The organism is Lactobacillus sp. B4015 (assembly GCF_026536055.1).
GTDB lineage: Bacteria > Bacillota > Bacilli > Lactobacillales > Lactobacillaceae > Lactobacillus > Lactobacillus panisapium.
This window is the reverse complement of record NZ_JAFNOY010000005.1, coordinates 189,498-208,090: the sequence shown is the minus strand read 5'-3', so window position 1 is coordinate 208,090 and position 18,593 is coordinate 189,498. Positions and strand designations below refer to the sequence as shown.

19 protein-coding genes and 1 other annotated feature (1 of these 20 only partly in view) are annotated in these 18,593 nt (G+C 38.5%); of the genes, 16 read left to right on the top strand and 3 right to left on the bottom strand.

All coding sequences use genetic code 11. The features are described 5' to 3' along the window. Positions 1–120, top strand: a binding site (T-box leader); it begins 84 nt to the left of the window's first position. A 40-nt stretch (positions 121–160) separates the two neighbouring features. The 3 genes from pheS (at position 161) to greA (ending at position 4,181) form a co-directional block, all read left to right on the top strand. Beyond that, complete coding sequence (gene pheS / locus J3U71_RS06810; protein WP_267393324.1) at positions 161–1,210, top strand: phenylalanine--tRNA ligase subunit alpha; 1,050 nt, start codon at positions 161–163, stop codon at positions 1,208–1,210. Continuing rightward, positions 1,210–3,627, top strand: a complete 2,418-nt coding sequence (gene pheT / locus J3U71_RS06805) for a phenylalanine--tRNA ligase subunit beta (RefSeq protein WP_267393322.1) — start codon at positions 1,210–1,212, stop codon at positions 3,625–3,627. The genes pheS and pheT overlap by 1 nt, the downstream gene beginning before the upstream one ends. 77 nt (positions 3,628–3,704) lie before the next feature. Then, positions 3,705–4,181, top strand: coding sequence for a transcription elongation factor GreA (greA, locus tag J3U71_RS06800; protein WP_103751854.1), 477 nt, complete (start codon positions 3,705–3,707; stop codon positions 4,179–4,181). Positions 4,182–4,249: 68 nt separating this feature from the next. Here greA and J3U71_RS06795 read toward each other — a convergent pair whose 3' ends face one another. After that, a complete protein-coding gene (locus J3U71_RS06795) occupies positions 4,250–5,164 on the bottom strand; it encodes an N-acetylglucosamine kinase (RefSeq protein ID WP_220234668.1) in 915 nt (304 codons plus the stop codon). Positions 5,165–5,490: 326 nt separating this feature from the next. Between J3U71_RS06795 and J3U71_RS06790 the strand changes: the two genes are divergently transcribed. The 10 genes from J3U71_RS06790 (at position 5,491) to J3U71_RS06745 (ending at position 14,932) form a co-directional block, all read left to right on the top strand. Further along, positions 5,491–7,518 carry a peptidoglycan D,D-transpeptidase FtsI family protein gene (locus J3U71_RS06790; protein ID WP_267393371.1) on the top strand — a complete coding sequence of 676 codons (2,028 nt, stop codon included), beginning with the start codon at positions 5,491–5,493 and terminating at the stop codon, positions 7,516–7,518. 84 nt (positions 7,519–7,602) lie between these two features. Continuing rightward, entirely contained in the window at positions 7,603–7,752 is a 150-nt protein-coding gene (gene rpmG, locus J3U71_RS06785) for a 50S ribosomal protein L33 (protein ID WP_081945351.1), read from the top strand. A 54-nt stretch (positions 7,753–7,806) separates the two neighbouring features. Further along, positions 7,807–8,379 carry a 5-formyltetrahydrofolate cyclo-ligase gene (locus J3U71_RS06780; protein WP_267393319.1) on the top strand — a complete coding sequence of 191 codons (573 nt, stop codon included), beginning with the start codon at positions 7,807–7,809 and terminating at the stop codon, positions 8,377–8,379. A gap of 11 nt (positions 8,380–8,390) precedes the next feature. Next, a complete protein-coding gene (locus J3U71_RS06775) occupies positions 8,391–9,074 on the top strand; it encodes a rhomboid family intramembrane serine protease (protein ID WP_103751851.1) in 684 nt (227 codons plus the stop codon). After that, complete coding sequence (locus J3U71_RS06770; RefSeq protein ID WP_220268169.1) at positions 9,071–9,289, top strand: YqgQ family protein; 219 nt, start codon at positions 9,071–9,073, stop codon at positions 9,287–9,289. Before J3U71_RS06775 ends, J3U71_RS06770 begins: the two co-directional genes overlap by 4 nt. Positions 9,290–9,338: 49 nt before the next feature. After that, a complete protein-coding gene (locus J3U71_RS06765) occupies positions 9,339–9,743 on the top strand; it encodes a rhodanese-like domain-containing protein (protein ID WP_267393317.1) in 405 nt (134 codons plus the stop codon). Between the two features lie 84 nt (positions 9,744–9,827). Continuing rightward, positions 9,828–10,748, top strand: a complete 921-nt coding sequence (gene miaA / locus J3U71_RS06760) for a tRNA (adenosine(37)-N6)-dimethylallyltransferase MiaA (protein WP_267393315.1) — start codon at positions 9,828–9,830, stop codon at positions 10,746–10,748. Beyond that, positions 10,741–11,988, top strand: coding sequence for an aminotransferase class I/II-fold pyridoxal phosphate-dependent enzyme (locus J3U71_RS06755; protein WP_103751847.1), 1,248 nt, complete (start codon positions 10,741–10,743; stop codon positions 11,986–11,988). The genes miaA and J3U71_RS06755 overlap by 8 nt, the downstream gene beginning before the upstream one ends. A gap of 184 nt (positions 11,989–12,172) precedes the next feature. Beyond that, entirely contained in the window at positions 12,173–13,510 is a 1,338-nt protein-coding gene (glnA, locus tag J3U71_RS06750) for a type I glutamate--ammonia ligase (RefSeq protein WP_267393310.1), read from the top strand. Between the two features lie 243 nt (positions 13,511–13,753). Then, complete coding sequence (locus J3U71_RS06745) at positions 13,754–14,932, top strand: MFS transporter (protein WP_267393308.1); 1,179 nt, start codon at positions 13,754–13,756, stop codon at positions 14,930–14,932. Positions 14,933–14,992: 60 nt separating this feature from the next. Here J3U71_RS06745 and pyrE read toward each other — a convergent pair whose 3' ends face one another. Together pyrE and pyrF are read right to left on the bottom strand one after the other, a co-directional pair. Further along, positions 14,993–15,631 (bottom strand): orotate phosphoribosyltransferase, encoded by a 639-nt coding sequence (pyrE, locus tag J3U71_RS06740; RefSeq protein WP_267393306.1) that lies wholly within the window; start codon positions 15,629–15,631, stop codon positions 14,993–14,995. Next, positions 15,632–16,339: an orotidine-5'-phosphate decarboxylase gene (pyrF, locus tag J3U71_RS06735; protein WP_267393304.1), complete on the bottom strand. Its 708-nt coding sequence runs from the start codon at positions 16,337–16,339 to the stop codon at positions 15,632–15,634. A 242-nt stretch (positions 16,340–16,581) separates the two neighbouring features. Here pyrF and J3U71_RS06730 point away from each other — a divergent pair, with 242 nt between their 5' ends. From J3U71_RS06730 to J3U71_RS06720, 3 genes are all read left to right on the top strand, one after another. Next, positions 16,582–17,505, top strand: coding sequence for a dihydroorotate dehydrogenase (locus tag J3U71_RS06730; protein WP_267393302.1), 924 nt, complete (start codon positions 16,582–16,584; stop codon positions 17,503–17,505). A 152-nt stretch (positions 17,506–17,657) separates the two neighbouring features. Continuing rightward, positions 17,658–18,026 carry a hypothetical protein gene (locus J3U71_RS06725; protein WP_267393300.1) on the top strand — a complete coding sequence of 123 codons (369 nt, stop codon included), beginning with the start codon at positions 17,658–17,660 and terminating at the stop codon, positions 18,024–18,026. 91 nt (positions 18,027–18,117) lie between these two features. Then, positions 18,118–18,474 carry a hypothetical protein gene (locus tag J3U71_RS06720; RefSeq protein WP_267393298.1) on the top strand — a complete coding sequence of 119 codons (357 nt, stop codon included), beginning with the start codon at positions 18,118–18,120 and terminating at the stop codon, positions 18,472–18,474. Positions 18,475–18,593 lie beyond the last annotated feature (119 nt).

Sequence of the window (18,593 nt, the reverse complement as noted above, 5' to 3'; positions counted from 1 at the left end):
TCTGTGAATTTCATCTTACTAGTAGGATCTAATCAATTCCGGTATTCGCCGTTATCGAAAACTTAAGTGTGGGTTATTAATGCCCAAACTAGGGTGGTACCGCGAAGCTTCGTCCCTTTTAGGGAACGGAGCTTTTTTATTTGAAAGGAAATAGTTATTTATGGATTTATTTGAAAGGCTGAAGGAGCTGCGTGAGCAGGGCTTAAGCGAAATTTCTCAAGCTAAGACTGAAGAAAAGCTGAATGATGTTCGGGTTAAACTTGTCGGACGCAAAAGTAAATTAACTGAAATTTTGCATTCAATGAAAGAGGTTGAACCTGAAAAAAGACGAGAAGTTGGGCAAAACGTCAACAAAGTCCGGGATTTATTTAACCAAAAACTAGATGATGCCAAAAATGAAATCGTTGAAAAGTTGGTTGAAGAGCAGCTCGCGAAGGAACAAATTGATGTTACTTTGCCAGGTCGGATAACTCATTTGGGCGTAAAGCATCCAATTAATATCATTCTTGATGATTTGGAAAATTATTTTATTGGAATGGGCTATCAAGTTGTTCAAGGTCCTGAAATTGAAACTGATCATTACTGTTTTGAAATGATGAACTTGCCTAAGGATCACCCAGCTCGCGATATGCAAGAAACCTTCTATGTTGATAAGGAAGACCTATTACGGTCGCAAACTTCTGGCGATCAGGCACGAGTTTTAGAAAAACATGATTTTACTAAAGGTCCTTTAAAAATGGTAGGCCCAGGTAAGGTTTATCGTCGTGATGATGATGATGCAACGCACTCACATCAATTCATGCAAATGGAAGGGCTCGTTGTTGATGAAAATATTACAATGGGTGATTTGAAGGGAACGCTAGAATTGATGACTAAACATGTTTTTGGTCAGGATCGTGAGACCCGTTTGCGTCCAAGTTACTTCCCATTCACTGAACCATCCGTCGAAATGGATGTTTCCTGTTTCAACTGTGACGGCAAGGGCTGTCCAATTTGTAAATATACTGGCTGGATCGAAGTTTTGGGAGCAGGAATGGTTCACCCTAATGTACTTGAAAATGCTGGTGTTGATTCAAATAAATATGGCGGGTTTGCTTTTGGTGTTGGACTCGACCGGTTTGCGATTCTTAAATATGGCATTGATGACATTCGTGATTTCTATACCAATGATGTCCGTTTCTTAGAACAATTCAGTAGGGAGGAAAGATAATGCTAGTTTCATATCAATGGCTACAAGATTTTCTAAAATTGGATCAGGATCCAAATGAATTAGGTGAAAAAATTACTAGGACAGGTGTCGAAGTCGCCGAAGTAAAGCACCCTGAAGAAGGTTTGAAAAAAATCGTCATCGGTCATATTTTAGACTGTGAGCCAATTGAGGGCACCCACCTTAATTTAACTCACGTTGATGTTGGTGAAGATGAACCTCATCAAATTGTCTGTGGTGCTCCTAATGTTGCTGCAGGCGAAGATGTTGTTGTAGCCCTTCCTGGGGCCCGCATTGCCGACAACGTTAAAATTAAAAAGGGTAAATTACGTGGTTATCAATCTGATGGTATGATCTGTGGTTTACAAGAAATTGGTTTTGCTGATAATCTTGTTCCAGAAAAATATACCGATGGAATTTATGTCTTTCCTCAAGATGCTGATGTTAAGCCTGGTGAAGCTGCTTTTGCACCCTTAGGAATGGATGATTATATTTTTGATTTTGATATCACTCCTAACCGGGCAGATACGCTGTCAATGGAAGGTTCTGCCTACGAGGTAGGTGCCATTGTCGACGAGCCGGTTAAAATTGAAGACGTAACTTTAAGGGCAGATGGTCCTGATTGGACAAGCAATTTTAACACCGAGGTTGATTCTCAGCTTGCTCCGAAGTTTTACCTACGCAAGATTAGCGGAGTAAAAGTTGCTGACAGTCCGCTTTGGCTGCAAAAACGCTTGTGGAATGCCGGAATTCGCCCAGTTAATAATGTCGTTGATGTTACTAACTACGTGATGCTGCTAACTGGCCAACCGATGCATACGTATGATGCCAGAGCATTTGCAACTAACAAGCTGGTAGTTAGAAAAGCTAACAAGGGCGAAAAACTCACGCTCCTTAATGATAAAAATGTTGACCTTGATCCAGAAGATATTGTAATCACGAACGGTAACGAAGTGGTTATGATGGCCGGTGTAATGGGTGGACTTAATTCAGAAATTAAGGACGACACTACAGATGTTATTCTGGAGTCAGCAATTTTTGATCCAACTTTGATCAGAAAAGCAGCATTACGCCACGCTAATCGAACCGAAGCTTCCAGTCGCTATGAAAAGGGCGTTAATTGGGATGCAACTAGAAGAGCGCTTGACATAGCTGCCTTATTATTACGCAATGACGCTAACGGAACAATCAACGAAGGCGTCATTACCGCTACCGAAACTGAGCGTAAGCAAGATGTTATTCATACGACCATTTCATATTTAAATAAGACACTTGGCGCATCAATTTCTGCTGCTGAAATTAAACACTTGTTTGAAAGACTTAATTTTGCCGCACAAATCGATGGCGATAATTTAACTGTTGAAGTACCTTCAAGACGTTGGGATGTGGCTATCGCTGCTGATTTAGTTGAAGAAGTTGGCCGACTTTATGGCTATGATAATATTAAATCAACCCAGCCAGTTTTAGCAGAAACTCATGGGGGCTATTCTGAAAAAGAAGAAGCTATCAGACGAATTAAAAATGTTGTTCAGGGACAGGGATTAATTGAAGCAATTTCTTATTCGCTAACCTCACCTGAAAAGGCTGTATCTTTTATGAGAGAACCCCAAAAAATGGTTCAAGTTCAGATGCCACTGAATTCAAGTCGTTCTACATTAAGGCAAAACTTGCTAACTGGTTTAGTTGATGCTGCCAGTTACAACATTGCGCGGAAGCAGAATCAACTAGCAATTTTTGAGCAAGGCCGTGTTTATGACTTTGAAAACAATACCTACAATGAGCATGAGCATCTTGCAGCATTATATTCTGGTAACGTGTATTTTGAAAATTGGCAACATGATAAAGAAAAAATTGATTTTTATTATGTGAAGGGGCAATTAACTAATTTATTCACTGCTATTGGTATCAATTCTAGTGATGTTGAATATAAAGCAGAGGTAATTGCTAAGATGCATCCGACTCGGACTGCTGGAATTTATATCAAAAAGCAGTACGTGGGGATGATCGGCATGATTAGTCATGACGTTACCCGTTCAAGCAAGGTAATGAGAGGTAGCGAATTATATGGCTATGAATTAGACCTTGATCTGATTGTGCCGTTAATTGTTAATCCTAAGACTGTTTCCAAAGCAGTACCTAAATTCCCGGCAATTGATCGCGACCTTTCAATCTTAGTTGAGCAAGATATTACCAATCAAGAAATTGAAAATGTAATTGAGGCAAATGGTGGCAAGTATTTGCACGACTTGCGCGTAATCGATGTTTATCAAGGGTCACATATTGAAAATAATAAGAAGAGTCTCGCGTACCGACTTCATTTCTTAAATGAGCAAGATACGTTAACTGATGAAGTTGTTAATAAAGTAACGGCTCAAATTACAAGTAGTTTAGAGAATCAACTTGGTGCGGAAATTCGTTAGAGGTTGACTTTAAGCACAGAAATCAATATTATAGACCAGTGCAAAAAGAATTTTAACTTTAAGGAGTAGGAAATTTTATGCCTGAGAAATCATATCCAATGACTGCCGAAGGAAAAGAAAAACTTGAGGCAGAATTAAAAAATTTAAAAGTTGTTAAACGTCCTGAAGTAATTGAGCGAATTAAGGTTGCGCGTTCTTACGGTGATTTATCTGAAAACTCAGAATATGATGCTGCTAAGGATGAGCAAAGTCATCTTGAAGATCGGATTAACGTTGTTGAAGAAATGTTAAAGTATGCTCATGTGGTAGATGCTAATTCAAGTGACCCCGATGAAGTAGCAGTTGGTAAGACTGTTACTTATACTGAGGTTGGTGAAGACGAACCAGAAACATACACCATTGTCGGAAGTGATGAATCTGATCCATTAAGTGGAAAGATTTCTAACGATTCACCAATTGCACAAGCAATTTTAGGCAAGAAAAAAGGTGAAACAGTCACTATTGCCACCCCTGGTGGTAAGTTCGACGTTGTTATCAACAAAGTTGAAGAATAAAACTATTTAATTAAAAAAAACAGATTACTGCAACCAGTAATCTGTTTTTTAGTATTTCTTAGTAAATATTACCGACTTGTAAAGTAGCGGTAATCCTTACTTTTATCGTAAATAACACCGCGAGCATTTTCGCCATTTGAAATAGAGAATTCCGCATTAGGGTAATGCTTTTTAACCTTTTCTTCTAAAAAGTTGCGCAGCATTGCATTATTAGCTAGAACCGATCCGGTCAGAGCAATCCGCATTGGCTTTGGCTCCTCATAGCGATCCATTCCGATAATAATATCGCGGGCAAGCAATTCAGCTTGCTCTTTAATTACAGCAGTAGCATCTTGATCACCATTATCGGCAAGCTTTGCCACGCTAACGGCCATTGAGGCAACTTCTGGGTTGGACATTTGGTAGAATTTAGCGGTCCCATCGACAATATTATCAGTCTTAAATAGGTCATTAAACATTGGGATTAAGGCATTTTCTTCGCGTTTGTCCCAGCTTAAAAGTGCGGCTTTTAAGGCAGTTAAGGCAATTGCATAACCAGAACCTTCATCACCTAAAATTGAGCCATAACCACCAGTGGTAATGATTCGCCCTTTTTGCAGGCCATTAAAGACTGAACCAGTACCAGCAATTACTAGTCCACCATCTTCACCTTCAAGCCCGCTATACAAGGCAAGTAGTGAATCTGTTACAGCTCTAGTAGGCAAATTGTTAACCTTGGCAGAAATTTCTGCAGCTACTTCAGGTGCATGCCCGATTACTGAAAGTCCAGCCATACCACATAAAATCCGTTGGCAATCACCGTCAATTTGGTCAATTAGTTGGTTAATAGCTCCGGTAATATTACTAATTGCATTGTCGTAATCTGTATTAACTTGTCCGGGGCCAGCTTCGCTGCGTTCAATTTCTTGACCGCTCATATCATAGGCAATTGCGGTAGTATGAGTACCACCAGCATCAACACCAATTTGGTATTCAAGTGTCATTTTTGTTTCTTCTTTCCATTTTAATCTTAGTCTTTATACTATTTATTTTATTACAAAAGAAATAAATACAGAAGATATTTTAGCAAAAGGCTTTCAAGTTCTTCTATCCTGACAGAGAATGATGATAATTAAAACAGCGCAATTATGCGGATTAACTAAAATCTGGTAAAATTTTGTCAAAGCAATGTCCAACTAATAGAATTGCACCCTAGTTTTTGGTAAAATAACCACTAGTTTAGTGAGGTTTGAGTTACGTGAAATTTTTTAAGAATAATCGAAAAACTAAATCTAATAGTACAAAAAATCAACCTTCAACGCCAATTAGAATGAAAATCATTTTGGCGATTATTTTTGTACTTTTTGCGACTTTAATTGGGCAGCTGGCTTATCTGCAAATTGGCTATGGGTCGCGGTTTAAAGCCGAAGTACAAAAATCAAATTCCGCCGTCGTTTCCAGCCAAGTACCTCGGGGAGTGATGTATGACAGCAAGGGCCGTATTTTGGTTGGTAATAAAGCCAAAAATGCTATTACTTATACTAAAAGTGTTTCTACAACTGCTGATGATATTTATTCTATTTCAAATAAGCTTAGCCAGTATATTCGCATCAAGAACGAAAAACCGACTGAACAACAAGTGATTGATTATTACTTGGGTGATAAGAAAAATAGTACAAAAGAAACCGCTAAAGTGCCCAAGTCAATCAGGGCAACAGAAGATGATGAACTAATCAATAATCGAATTCATGACCAAGTGCGGGCTGAACACATTAAATTAACCGATCGGGAAAAAACGGCGGCTCTGATTTATAACAAAATCTCGGGTGCCTATACTTTATCGACAATTTATTTAAAAAACAGCGATTTGACTGATAAAGAAATAGCTGAAGTTGGGGAGCACTTATCCGATTTACCCGGTGTTGGAATTGGAACAGATTGGCAGAGATCATATCCTAACGGGTCTTCAATTCAGAGTATTATCGGATCTGTATCAACAGAAAAGGCCGGCTTGCCAAGTGATAATTTACAATATTATTTAACTAACGGTTATTCTCGTAATGATCGCGTGGGTACTTCCTACTTAGAACAAGAATATGAGCCTTTATTAAAGGGAACTAAATCCACTAGCAAAATTTGGACTAAGAGTTCAGGCAACATTGAACAGACTAAGTCAGTTTACTCTGGTCAGGCTGGAGCAAGCTTAGTTTTGACCTTAGATGCCAAATATCAAAAAGAAGTGCAGAACTCTTTACAACAAATATATTCTTCAGCAATTGCTTCTGGTGCGGCTCGCTATTCAAATGGTGCTTATGCGGTTGCAATGAATCCTAAAACAGGTGCATTATTAGCTGTAGCCGGCATTAGTCGTGATCCGAAGAAGAATAAAACAACTAACAATGCTCTCGGTGTAATTAACCAAGCATTTGTTATGGGGTCTGCTGTTAAGGGAGCAATGGTTAGTGGCGGTTTAATCAATAACGTAATTACGCCAACTAATAATGTGTTACCGGATACGCCGGTTTATCTTCCAGGAACACCGATTAAAAAATCAGTTTATCCGGTTGGAACCTTTGGTGCCCTTGATGCTTCGACCGCTTTGGAAGTTTCCAGTAACATTTACATGATGCACTTGGCGATGAACTGGGTACATGCAAAATATATTCCTAAACAAGACATTCATATGCCTTCGACCGCATTTGATACTTTGCGGCATAACTTTAATATGTTTGGGTTGGGTCAAAAAACCGGCGTTGACTTGCCGGGTGAAATATCAGGTATTCAGGGTAAGTCTTTTAATGAACACGGAAATATTCTTTCTGGTTCTGTTCTTGACCTGTCATACGGTAACTATGACGCCTACACGCCAATTCAAATGGTGCAATATGTTTCAACTATTGCCAACGGTGGCTATAGGATGCAGCCATATGTTGTGCAGTCAATTGGTCGAACAGCAAGTAATGGCAAAAAGGTTTACATTGACTATAATAAAAAGCCTAATGTCCAGCTGAAAATTCCTTGGACCCCAAGTGAATTGGATGTTGTGCGGCAAGGCTTTTGGCGGGTAGTTCATGGAACCAATTCTTGGGGAACGGCCCACAAACTAAAGGATGTCAAGCCATCGATTTCAGGTAAATCTGGTACGGCGCAAACCTTTTACTATGATTCTGATCACCCTAACCAGAAAAATCCGCCGGAGTTGGTTAATGCCACATTTGTCGGGTATGCACCTTCTAACAATGCGGAAATTGCTACGGCTGTTGTCTTTCCAGGTTTAGACCCAGAATTAGAAGGGTCTTATACGCTGCAAATGACTAAGGCAATGGTTCAAGATTACTTTAAGCTACATAAAAAATAGAAATTTGGTAATTATCGCTGGTAAAAAGTCCAGAGAAATGCTAAACTTATACAGTCAGAATAAAGAATTTAGGTGGTGAAAGAAATGGCAGATAACATCATTTTGGAATGCACCGAATGTGGAGATAGAAGTTACTTATCTAAGAAAAACAAGCGTAAGCATCCGGAACGTTTAAGTTTGAAGAAGTATTGCCCAGTTGAAAGACATACGACTCTTCATCGTGAAACTAAGTAATAAACTAACTATAGCAAGGGCCTATGCTCCTGCTATTTTTTGTATGGAATAAGCATGAATAAAAAAGAACTACGGCAAAAACAAAAAGAAAGATTGAGCAGTTTTGCGGATAGTACTGAAAAAGATACTGAAGATCAAGCTTTGCTCACGAATTTCATTAATTCACAAATTTTAGATGGCAAGGAAAGTATTGGAGTAACTTCTTCTTTATCATATGAAGTCGATACCTCTAAATTAATTGCCTATTTATGGGATCAGGGTAAGGATGTCTATTTAGCCCGCGCTAATGACAATCCTGAACGTTCACAAGATTTTCTTTCATATAATTACACTACGAAGCTTGGTAAAACAAAATTTGGTGTTGAGGAAGTTGAAGATCCTAAGGCAAAAGTCAATAACCAGCTTGACTTAATCATTGTTCCTGGTTTGGCCTTTGCTCGCGATTCCCATCAACGTGTTGGATTTGGTGGGGGATACTACGACAGATTTTTAGCTAAACATCCGAATGCAGCAACTGTTGCTTTGGCAAACTCACAAATGATTTTTGAAACCGCGACTTGGAATGTTGAACAAACAGATGTCACGATTCAAACTATTATTACGCCTAATTCAATCTTGCAAAAATAAATGAGGTTAAGATGAATCAACGACAATATTTGAAAAACTGTTATATTACTGTTGCCATTTTACTAACACTTTTGGTAGTCTTTTTAATTGAAGTGATGCAAGGTGGTTCAGAGAATGCCTATGTTTTAGTAAAAATGGGCGCAATGAATAATCTTGCTGTTGTGGGACAAAACCAATGGTGGCGTTTATTTACGGCTCAGTTTTTACATATTGGGATCATGCATTTAGCTTCTAATGCGGTGATGATCTATTACATTGGTACTTATATTGAACCATTATTGGGCCACTGGCGTTTTTTACTTCTGTATCTATCCGCTGGTGTTGGGGGCAATTTGCTTAGCTTGGCTCTTGGTAGTGACAGTTCTTTAAGTGCTGGTGCATCGACTGCGTTATTTGGCCTTTTTGGTGCCATGACTGCAGTTGCAGTTAAGAATCGTGCCAATCCAGTTATTTCTTATTTAGGTAAGCAGGCTTTTTGGCTAGCTGTGATTAATATTGTGCTTGATTTGTTTTCGCCTAATATCGATATTCAGGGCCATATTGGCGGTTTAGCAGTCGGCTTTCTAATTGCAATTATCCTCGGTGATCGGACAACCCACCATTATTCTGTTAAGGAAAGAGTGGTGGCTGCCGCCGTATTAATTGTCTATTGTGTGGCTACTGTCAGAATGGGTATGGTTATCAAATTATCATGAAAACTTTATACGATGTTCAACAACTTCTTGAAAAATATGGCATTATGGTCCATGTTGGCAAAAGAATTTGGGATATTGAATTAATGGCGCTGGAGCTTGATAATATTAATCGTGCGCATTTAATTGATCAGCATGAATATTTAATTGCTAAGCTAATTCTTCGCCGGGAACACGAATATGAAGAAAAGCTTGAGAAAAATAAGCATCGCTCCTAATTTAGGAGTATATTATTTTTATAAACTTTGATAGGAGAGAAGAAAATTTATGTCAACTGTTTTAATTATTGTAGACGTGATATTGGTTGTTATCATCCTTGCCTTTGTTCTGGTTTGGCTATGGAATAAAATTCAAACTAAGCGCTTAGGTAACGGTGATTTGACTAATGATGAGTTCAATCAGGGCATGAGAAAGGCTCAGATTGTTGATTTACGGGAAAAAGCTCCCTTCAAAAGAAAGCACATTGATGGGGCACGGAATTTGCCTTATACCATGTTGAAGTACCAATATACAGAATTAAGAGCAGATCTTCCAGTTTACCTTTATTCAGATTCGTTATCAGTAACTCTTCGTGCGGCAAGATTTTTACAAAAAAAGCACTTCTCTTCAATTAAATGGCTTAAAAATGGCTTTGATGAGTGGAATGGACGGACGAAATCATCTAAATATTAATTAAGGAACATGTTTGTCATTTTTTTCAAACGTGTTTTTTTAATTTTTAATATATAATTAAAAAAGTACAAAAGGGAAGCGAAAATGCAAAAAATCATAGTAATCGTAGGACCAACAGCGATTGGCAAAACCAGTTTGGCGATTTCTTTGGCACAAAAGCTTAACGCGGCTATTGTGTCGGGCGATTCGATGCAGGTTTATCGTGAAGTAGCAATTGGGACAGCCAAAGCAACACCTGAAGAGCAAAAAGCAGTCCATCATTACCTAGTCGACACGCGCTCGGTCTTTGAGCCATACTCCGTTGTTGATTTTGTTAAACAAGCCGAAACGGCGGTCAATACAATCGCAACCAAAAAAGAGTTACCGCTGCTCGTAGGTGGAACTGGCTTTTATGTCAATGCACTGTTAAACCAGATGCAATTAGGTGAGAAGAAGGAACAGCAGCAGACAATTGATGAAAAGTGGCAACAATTCTTGGCTTTAAATGGAGCGGAAAAATTATGGCAGGAATTAAACCAGCGAGATCAAGCCGCGGCCGAAAAAATTCCACTTAATAATACTCGGCGTGTACTACGAGCGTTGACTGTTATTGACCGAACCGGACAAAAGTTTTCTGAACAACAGGAAAAAATAATGCCACGGTATGATTATTTAATTATTGGTCTTAATGCAAACAGACAGGAAATTTATCGCAGAATTAATCTTCGGGTAGATCAGATGATGCAAGAGGGACTGTTAAGCGAAGCAAAATTTGTTTATCAAAATCGGGAAAAAGAGCACCAGATTTTGCAAGCGATAGGCTATAAAGAATTTTTTCCGTATTTTACCGGCGAAAGCACATTAGAGGATTGTATCTCAAAAGTTAAAGCTGCATCTCGGCGCTATGCCAAAAGACAGCTAACATACTTTAGAAATCAATTGCCCGTTGTCTGGTTTGACCCGTTAGATGACCCAGAATGTCAGATTAAGATAGAACAGAAAGTGAAGGAATGGTTGAATGAATAATTGGCCGCAAGAATTACAACAAATTGTTAACGAAATTGATCAACAGATTGCACCGCAATTAAGCAAAATTGATGATAATATCCTTTTTAACCAAAATAAGGTCTTACAAGCCTTTAAAGATAAAGCAGTTGCTGAAGCTGACTTAATCGGAAGTACTGGTTATGGTTCGGATGACAGTGGTCGCGATAAGCTTGATCGCATTTACGCGCAAATATTTCATACTGAAGATGCCTTAGTTCGCTCACAATTTGTCTCCGGTACTCATACCTTAGCAACAGCGATGGCTGGCAATTTGCTGCCAGGAGACGAGCTAACTTATATTACTGGTATGCCATATGATACACTGCAACAAGTAATTGGAATTGCGGGCGACGGCCGAGGAAGCTTAAAGTCATATGGCGTTAAGTTTTCCCATGTTCCTTTAAAAGACGGAGACGTTGATTTTGCAGCAGCTCGCAAGTTGTTATCTGAGCACCAACCTAAGATGGTTGTCATTCAGCGCTCTCGTGGCTATGACACACGTCAAAGCTTTACGGTTGAAAAAATCAAGCCGATGATTGCGATGATTCGTGAAGTTAGTCCTAATAGTATTGTCTTTGTTGATAATTGCTATGGTGAATTTTCCGAAAAGCATGAACCGACTGAGTTTGGGGCCGACTTAATGGCTGGGTCATTAATAAAAAATGCTGGCGGTGGATTGGCTAAAGTTGGTGGTTATGTTGTTGGTAAACATGAATTAATTGAAAATACTGCCGCCAGACTCACGGCTGGAGGAATTGGTAGAGAAGAAGGTGCCAGTCTTAACAACAACCTTGACTATTTTGAAGGCTTGTTTATTTCACCAAGTGTTACTGGTAATGCGATTAAAGGGGCAATTTATTCTTCTGCCTTATTGGCCAGAATGGGTGCTCAAGTATCACCAAAATGGGATGATGATCGGACAGACTTAATTCAGGCAGTTATCTTCCATGATAAAGATAAGATGATTAGATTTGCTAAAGCACTGCAAGAAAATTCTCCAATTAACTCGTTCGTTGATCCTGTCCCAAGTAATGATACTGGTTATGAGGATCAGGTAATCATGGCAGATGGTTCATTTGTCGAAGGTGCAAGCATCGAATTCTCAGGCGATGGACCAATTCGGCCGCCATACGCGATTTATATGCAAGGTGGCTTGACATATGCTCATGTCAAGATTGCTATCACTAATGCAGTTAATGAGCTCTTTTTCCAAAATTAATTTTTGCTTTGAAAAGGGCTTTAATTAAAGTAAAACTTTGGTAAAGATTAGCAAAAAGTGGTTAGACCACTTTGACTTTTATTTAATGTTTTGCTAATGTAATAATCAAGTTTTAGGCAGGGAGTTGAGTACTTGTCTAGGCTATACCAATTACAAGTTGTTTATATTTTTTAGGTGGAAAAGCATGACAAAGAAAATTACAGCAGATGATATAAGAAAAAGCGTCGCTAATGACGATGTTCGTTTTATTCGACTAACTTTTACTGACATTAATGGGACACTCAAGGCAGTTGAGGTGCCTAATAGTCAACTGGAAAAGGTTCTCACCAATGATGTTCGGTTTGACGGCTCTTCAATTGATGGTTTTGTTCGCTTAGAAGAAAGCGATATGGTTTTATATCCAGATTTCTCAACTTGGTCAGTATTACCTTGGACAGATAGCCAGGGGGGTAAGATTGGCTGCTTAATTTGTTCTGTTCATATGACAGATGGTAAGCCATTTGCAGGAGATCCGCGGAACAATTTGAAGCGGATTGTTGAACAAATGAAGGATATGGGCTTTTCCGCGTTTGATATTGGTTTTGAAGCTGAATTTCATTTACTTAAGCTTGATGAAAATGGGAACTGGACCACAAAGGTTCCTGATCACGCTTCATACTTTGATCTTACTTCTAATGATGAAAGTGCTAGTTGTAGGCGTGATATCGTTGAAACTTTGGAAAGTATTGGGTTTGAAGTTGAAGCAGCGCACCATGAAGTTGGCGACGGTCAACAGGAAATCGACTTTAAGTTTGATGACGCACTGACCACAGCCGACCGGGTTCAAACCTTTAAAATGGTTGTCCGTGAAATTGCCAAAAAGCATGGACTATTCGCTACATTCATGGCTAAACCATTACAGGGGCAAGCTGGTAACGGAATGCACACGAATATGTCGTTATTCAAAAATGGTAAAAATGCTTTTTACGACAAGAATAATAAATTCCACTTGTCTAATACAGCGCTCTACTTTTTAAATGGTATCTTAAATCATGCACGTGCAATCACTGCTGTAGCTAACCCAACAGTCAACTCATACAAGAGATTGATTCCTGGCTATGAAGCACCTGTATATATTTCTTGGGCTTCAAAGAATCGTTCACCAATGGTTCGCGTACCTTCGGCTGAAGAGGTTAACACCAGATTGGAAATGCGTTCAGCTGACCCGACGGCTAACCCATACTTATTATTGGCCGCATGTCTTGCTGCAGGACTTGATGGTATTAAGAGAGAAGAAATGCCAATGGATCCAATCAACTGCAACTTATTTGATGTTAGCGAAGAGCAGAGAAATAAGATGGGAATTAAGCCATTGCCTTCAACTTTGCACAATGCTCTTAAAGCTTTTAAGGAAGACAAGTTAATTCAAGATGCTCTTGGAAAGCACTTAACTCAAAGTTTTACAAGCTCTAAAGAACTTGAATGGTCGCAATATGCTGAAACTGTTTCTGATTGGGAAAGAAACAGATACATGGGTTACTAATTAAGAAAACCAACAACTTTCTTACTGGTAAATATAAAATAATAAAACACTGGATCTAATTGATTCAGTGTTTTTGTGTTTTATGAGGTAGACCAATTTTCTAAAAGAATTGTAGAACTATACTCATTAAGCCACTTATATTAGCAAAAACGAACCGCCTATTTAGTTAGCATCTGTTACTTATAAGCCATAGAAGTGCTAGAATATTAATATTAACTATTTTTTAGAGATAGTGAGGAGAAAATGGCTAAGGGAAAATCAATTTATACTAAGGATGTTATATTAGTGATGGTAGCATCGTTTTTCTTTATGTTTAGCACGATGTTCGTTAACCCATTAATCAACGGTTATGCCAAAAGTTTAGGTGCAAGCAGTGCATTTGCCGGTATTATTGTTGGTATTATGAGTATTGCAGCAATGTTTTTGCGGCCTATTGCCGGTAATTTAACTGATAAATTTTCAAAATATCAGCTTTCCTTTATTGGTGGAATTTTGATTATGATCGGTGTCATTGGCTATGTTTTTGCACCGGCTAGCGGCTGGCTATTACTGTTTCGCATTATTAATGGAACCGGTTTTGTATTATGCACCGTTTGTATGACTACTTGGTTAGCATTTTTAGTTCCGCGGCAATATGTCGGTCAGGCTATGGGCTTTTATGGTCTGATGAATGCGTTGGCAATGGCAGTTGCACCAGCTTTAGCAATTAATATCTATCAAAAGATTGGTTACCGGGAAGCTATAATTGCATCAGCTTTCTCGTCATTTTTAATGGTGATTATGATTCAATTTGTTGGTAATCGGGCGAACCCGCGAAAGCATGTCAAAAAACAAGATTTATCACACCACCTTAAAATTATTCAGAAAAATGTATTACCAATCGCACTGTTAACCACTTTGTTTGCTTTTCCTTATTTTGCCACCCAAGCTGATTTGGTTACATATGCTGAAGAAAGACATTTGCATGTTGCTGTCAGTTCCTTCTTTTTAATCTATGCGCTTGTACTCCTTTTAATTAGGGTTGTGCTAAAGAACTTATTTGATACTGTGCCTTTTGGGGTCTGGTTCTGGATTAGTTTAGCTTCTACTTTTATTTACATTATGTTGCTATCTGTGATGAAAAATAACTGGATCATGGCGTTGGCAGCGGCGTTTATGGCTATTGGGTACGGTGTCATTTACTCAATCTTACAGTCGACCGCGTTACTATTAGCTCCGATCAGTGAGCAGGGGCTGGCAAGTAGTACATTTTATCTTGGACTGGATGTTGGGATGTCCTTTGGCCCAATTATCATGGGCTTTGTCAATGATATCTTACCTGTAAAGTACTTTTACCCTATTCAATTGATTTTACTGCCACTCATGCTCTTGGTATATTTCCGTTACCGTAAACGGCTCAATAATGCTATTAACAATCATTAATAAAAATCCGATCACCAACTGATATTGGTAATCGGTTTTTATTTTAGTTATTAAATTTTTTTAGTTATTAAATTTTTCACCCCATGCCCACGGGTCTTCGTGCCAGGTTTTTAATGCTTCATATTCCTTAACACTGATATAATTCATTTCTTGCTCTTTTTTTAATAGTTCAGGATAAGTTAATAAGGGACTGAAATTAACACCAGCTTTGGCAAAGTTTTGCTTAGTATCTTTTAAATAATAAGTAAAAATAGAAGCAACACCGATAACATTGCCGCCTTCATTTTTAGTAGCTTTGACAGCATTTAAGACGGAACCACCAGTCGTGATTAAATCATCTATTAAAACAATTTTATCGTTGGCACTAAATCGCCCCTCAATTTGTCTACCCTTACCATGATCTTTGGGTTCAGGACGAACATAAATCATTGGTAGCGCTAATTTAGCTGCAACCCAAGCCGCATGAGGGATTCCAGCGGTTGCTACACCACCAATAATTGTGACATCTGGATAATTCTTTTTAATTAAGTCGGCAAGATCGGTAGCAATCCAGTCCCGTAAATCGGGGTATGAGACTGTTAACCGTAAATCAGTATAGATTGGTGAAAGCATTCCACTGGCATAGGTATATGGTTTGCTTGGGGAAATTGTAATGATTTTCTGTTCAACTAGTTTATTAATGATTTGTTCTTGAAACATTTAATTAAACTCCTTCTTAATTTTTTCATAGACAATAGCTGGTTCCTGAGCCTGCGTAATCGGACGGCCAACTACAATTGCACTTGAGCCGTATTCTTTAGCTTTTTGGGGTGTCGCGACGCGTTTTTGATCACCATTTTGATTTTCTGCTAACCGGATTCCCGGAGTTATGTAGAGAAAGTCTTCTCCAACTTGACTACGCAGATTGCTAACTTCCAGCGGTGAGCAGATAACGCCATCTGCTCCAGAATTTTTTGCGGTTTTTGCAAGGCTAACGACTTGCTCGGTCATGGGTAATGAACAGTTTTGCTCGTCTGCTAAAATTTGGTCTGAAATCGAGGTTAATTCAGTTACTGCTAAAAGCTTGGGCACTTCATTGCCAGCTTTTGTACCTTCAATTAAGCCTTTCTTTGCTGCTGCAATCATTGCACTACCACCAAGAGCGTGAATCGTTGTGCAATCAATCCCTAGCTGGGCCAATTGTTTAGCTGCTCCATATACGGTATTAGGGATATCGTGCAACTTTAAATCTAAAAAAATATGATAACCTTTCTGAACTAGTTCAGAAACGAATTCAGAGCCAGAGTGATAAAAGAGTTCCATTCCCACTTTTAAATAAGTTTCTTTGGGCGCGCCCAACTGTTTTAACAATTGTTGAACATCAGATAAATTGTCATAGTCCAAAGCTACAAATACTGCTTTTTTCATAAAACCTCCACAAGCAAAAAAGCCTATTATGGTACGAGAGTGCATCAAAATAGACTTTTTTCTCATTTAAGTCGTGTTTAACTTGCGGTCTCTCTGTACCGTTTAAAGTTCGTTAATTAAGAGCTTACCACCGGGATAGGCAAAATACAACAAAAATTTTGCTTTTAAAAAATGAGAAAACGTGTAAAATAGACCCCAAAATAATTGTAATGACGGAGAGCATTCATTTTTTGGAGGAAAAGATGACAAAAATTAGCGTTAATTTACCTGGACTAACGATGAAAAATCCACTTATGCCGGCCAGTGGCACTTTTGGGTTCGGTGATGTGCCTGCGGCGAAAAAGTTTGATTTAAACGAATTAGGTGTGTTAGTCATTAAAACCACAACACCTGAAGCACGAATTGGTAACCCACAGCCACAAATAGCGGTTCTCGATGAGGGTGTTCTAAACTCTGTGGGACTTACTAATCCTGGAGTCGATGAAGTAATTACGGCTAAGTTGCCGCCAATTAAAAAGCAATATCCCGAATTGCCATTAATGGCTAGTGTTGGTGGCGAAAGTAAGGCAGGCTATATTGAAGTTGCCCGTAAATTAGCAGATTCGGGCAAAGTAAATGCCTTAGAAATTAATTTTTCCTGTCCAAATGTGGCTGAAGGCGGAATGACCTTTGGCGTTCAACCAGCTTTAATTGAGGAGTTAACAGCAGCGATTAAGGCAGTCGTGGATGTGCCAATTTACATTAAACTGACGCCTAATGTCACGAGCGTGACCGAAATTGCTAAGGCTGCCGAAGCGGGTGGTGCAGATGGCTTATCCATGATTAACACCGTTACTGGAATGAGGATCAATATTGAAACCCGCAAACCGCGTCTTGGTAATAATATTGGCGGCTATTCTGGTGCGGGTGTTAAGCCAATTGCTTTGTATCAAATTAATCAGGTTCGCCAAGTAACGGACTTGCCGATTATTGGCATGGGTGGAATTGAAAGTGCTCAAGATGTAGTTGAGTTTATGCTAGCTGGAGCAAATGCAGTAGCTGTTGGCAGTGCACACTTTAAGGATGCCCTTATCTGTCCGCACATTGCGCAAGATTTGCCTGTAATACTTGAAAAATTAGGTGTTGCTGATATTAATGACTTAGTTGGTCAAGTAGAATTTAATTAGATCAGGAAAACGCAAAATCCGCTAGGGAAGCTTGCGCTTTTTATTTAATAGGCAGCTTTACTTTCTAGCTTTATTATAATATTATTAAATAATAAAAATACTATTTAATTTTTGTTTTTAGTAATTGAAATTAAAGGCGGCGCAAAGTAATCATGTTTGAGTTGAAATTAACTAGTAAAGTCAGAATGTGGCTAATGGCAGCTGTCCAATTTTTAATAGGTTTATTTGGATATTATCATGCAAGTTCTAATTTCCGTTCAACATATCTGATAACATTTTTAATGATTGAGCTTTTAATCTTGGCATGTTCATTTATTCCCAAGATTGTTGCAAAAGTACCCGAAAAAAATGCGCAATTATCCGCTAATCAAAAATTCGAGCGTGGCATGGGGTTAGTGCTGGTCGCAATATCATTATTTTGTTTTATGCTAGATAATGAGACAGTTCTGTTAATAACACTTGATACTGGGTTGCTATTTGCACTTTTTCCTGCTGAGCCTGCCTTTTCTCTTTGGAAATGATTTTTTTACTTGGCATTTTAAAGTGATCGATTTTTACAAACAAATTATTACTAACGGTGAAAAGGATTAAAAAGGTTTAAGGTAAAAAGAGATGTTAACTTCTAAGTTTACGGGCAAGCAGATAATGAGAATTACCGCTTTTTTTGCAGTTTTTGTTGGAATAGTTAATTATTCTGATTTTAACTCAAAACAAGGGCTATTTTACCTGCTTTTTTGGGTTGGGCTTGGAGTAATTTTCTTCGCTCTGTCTTTTAGCCAAAAAGTGGTTAAAAAATTTTATCCTCATGAAGTCGGCGCACGCCTATCTTCTTTGCAGAAATGGGAAAGAGTTATTGGGCTTATTATGATTATCTTTGCCGCGCTTGACCTCTTGTTTCTGAAAAAAAAAATTCCTGACATTGATTGGCCGATCTTAGTTTTAGGCATGGTCTTTTTTGAAATACTTTAGTTAGAAGTCAATTGAAATTAAATAAGCTTGGAAAGTAGCTAGTTAACAGTGTATAAGACATTTTTGCTAAAAGATCATTACAAAAGATAATTGGTTTTAATTAAAGTAAAGGGGAGACA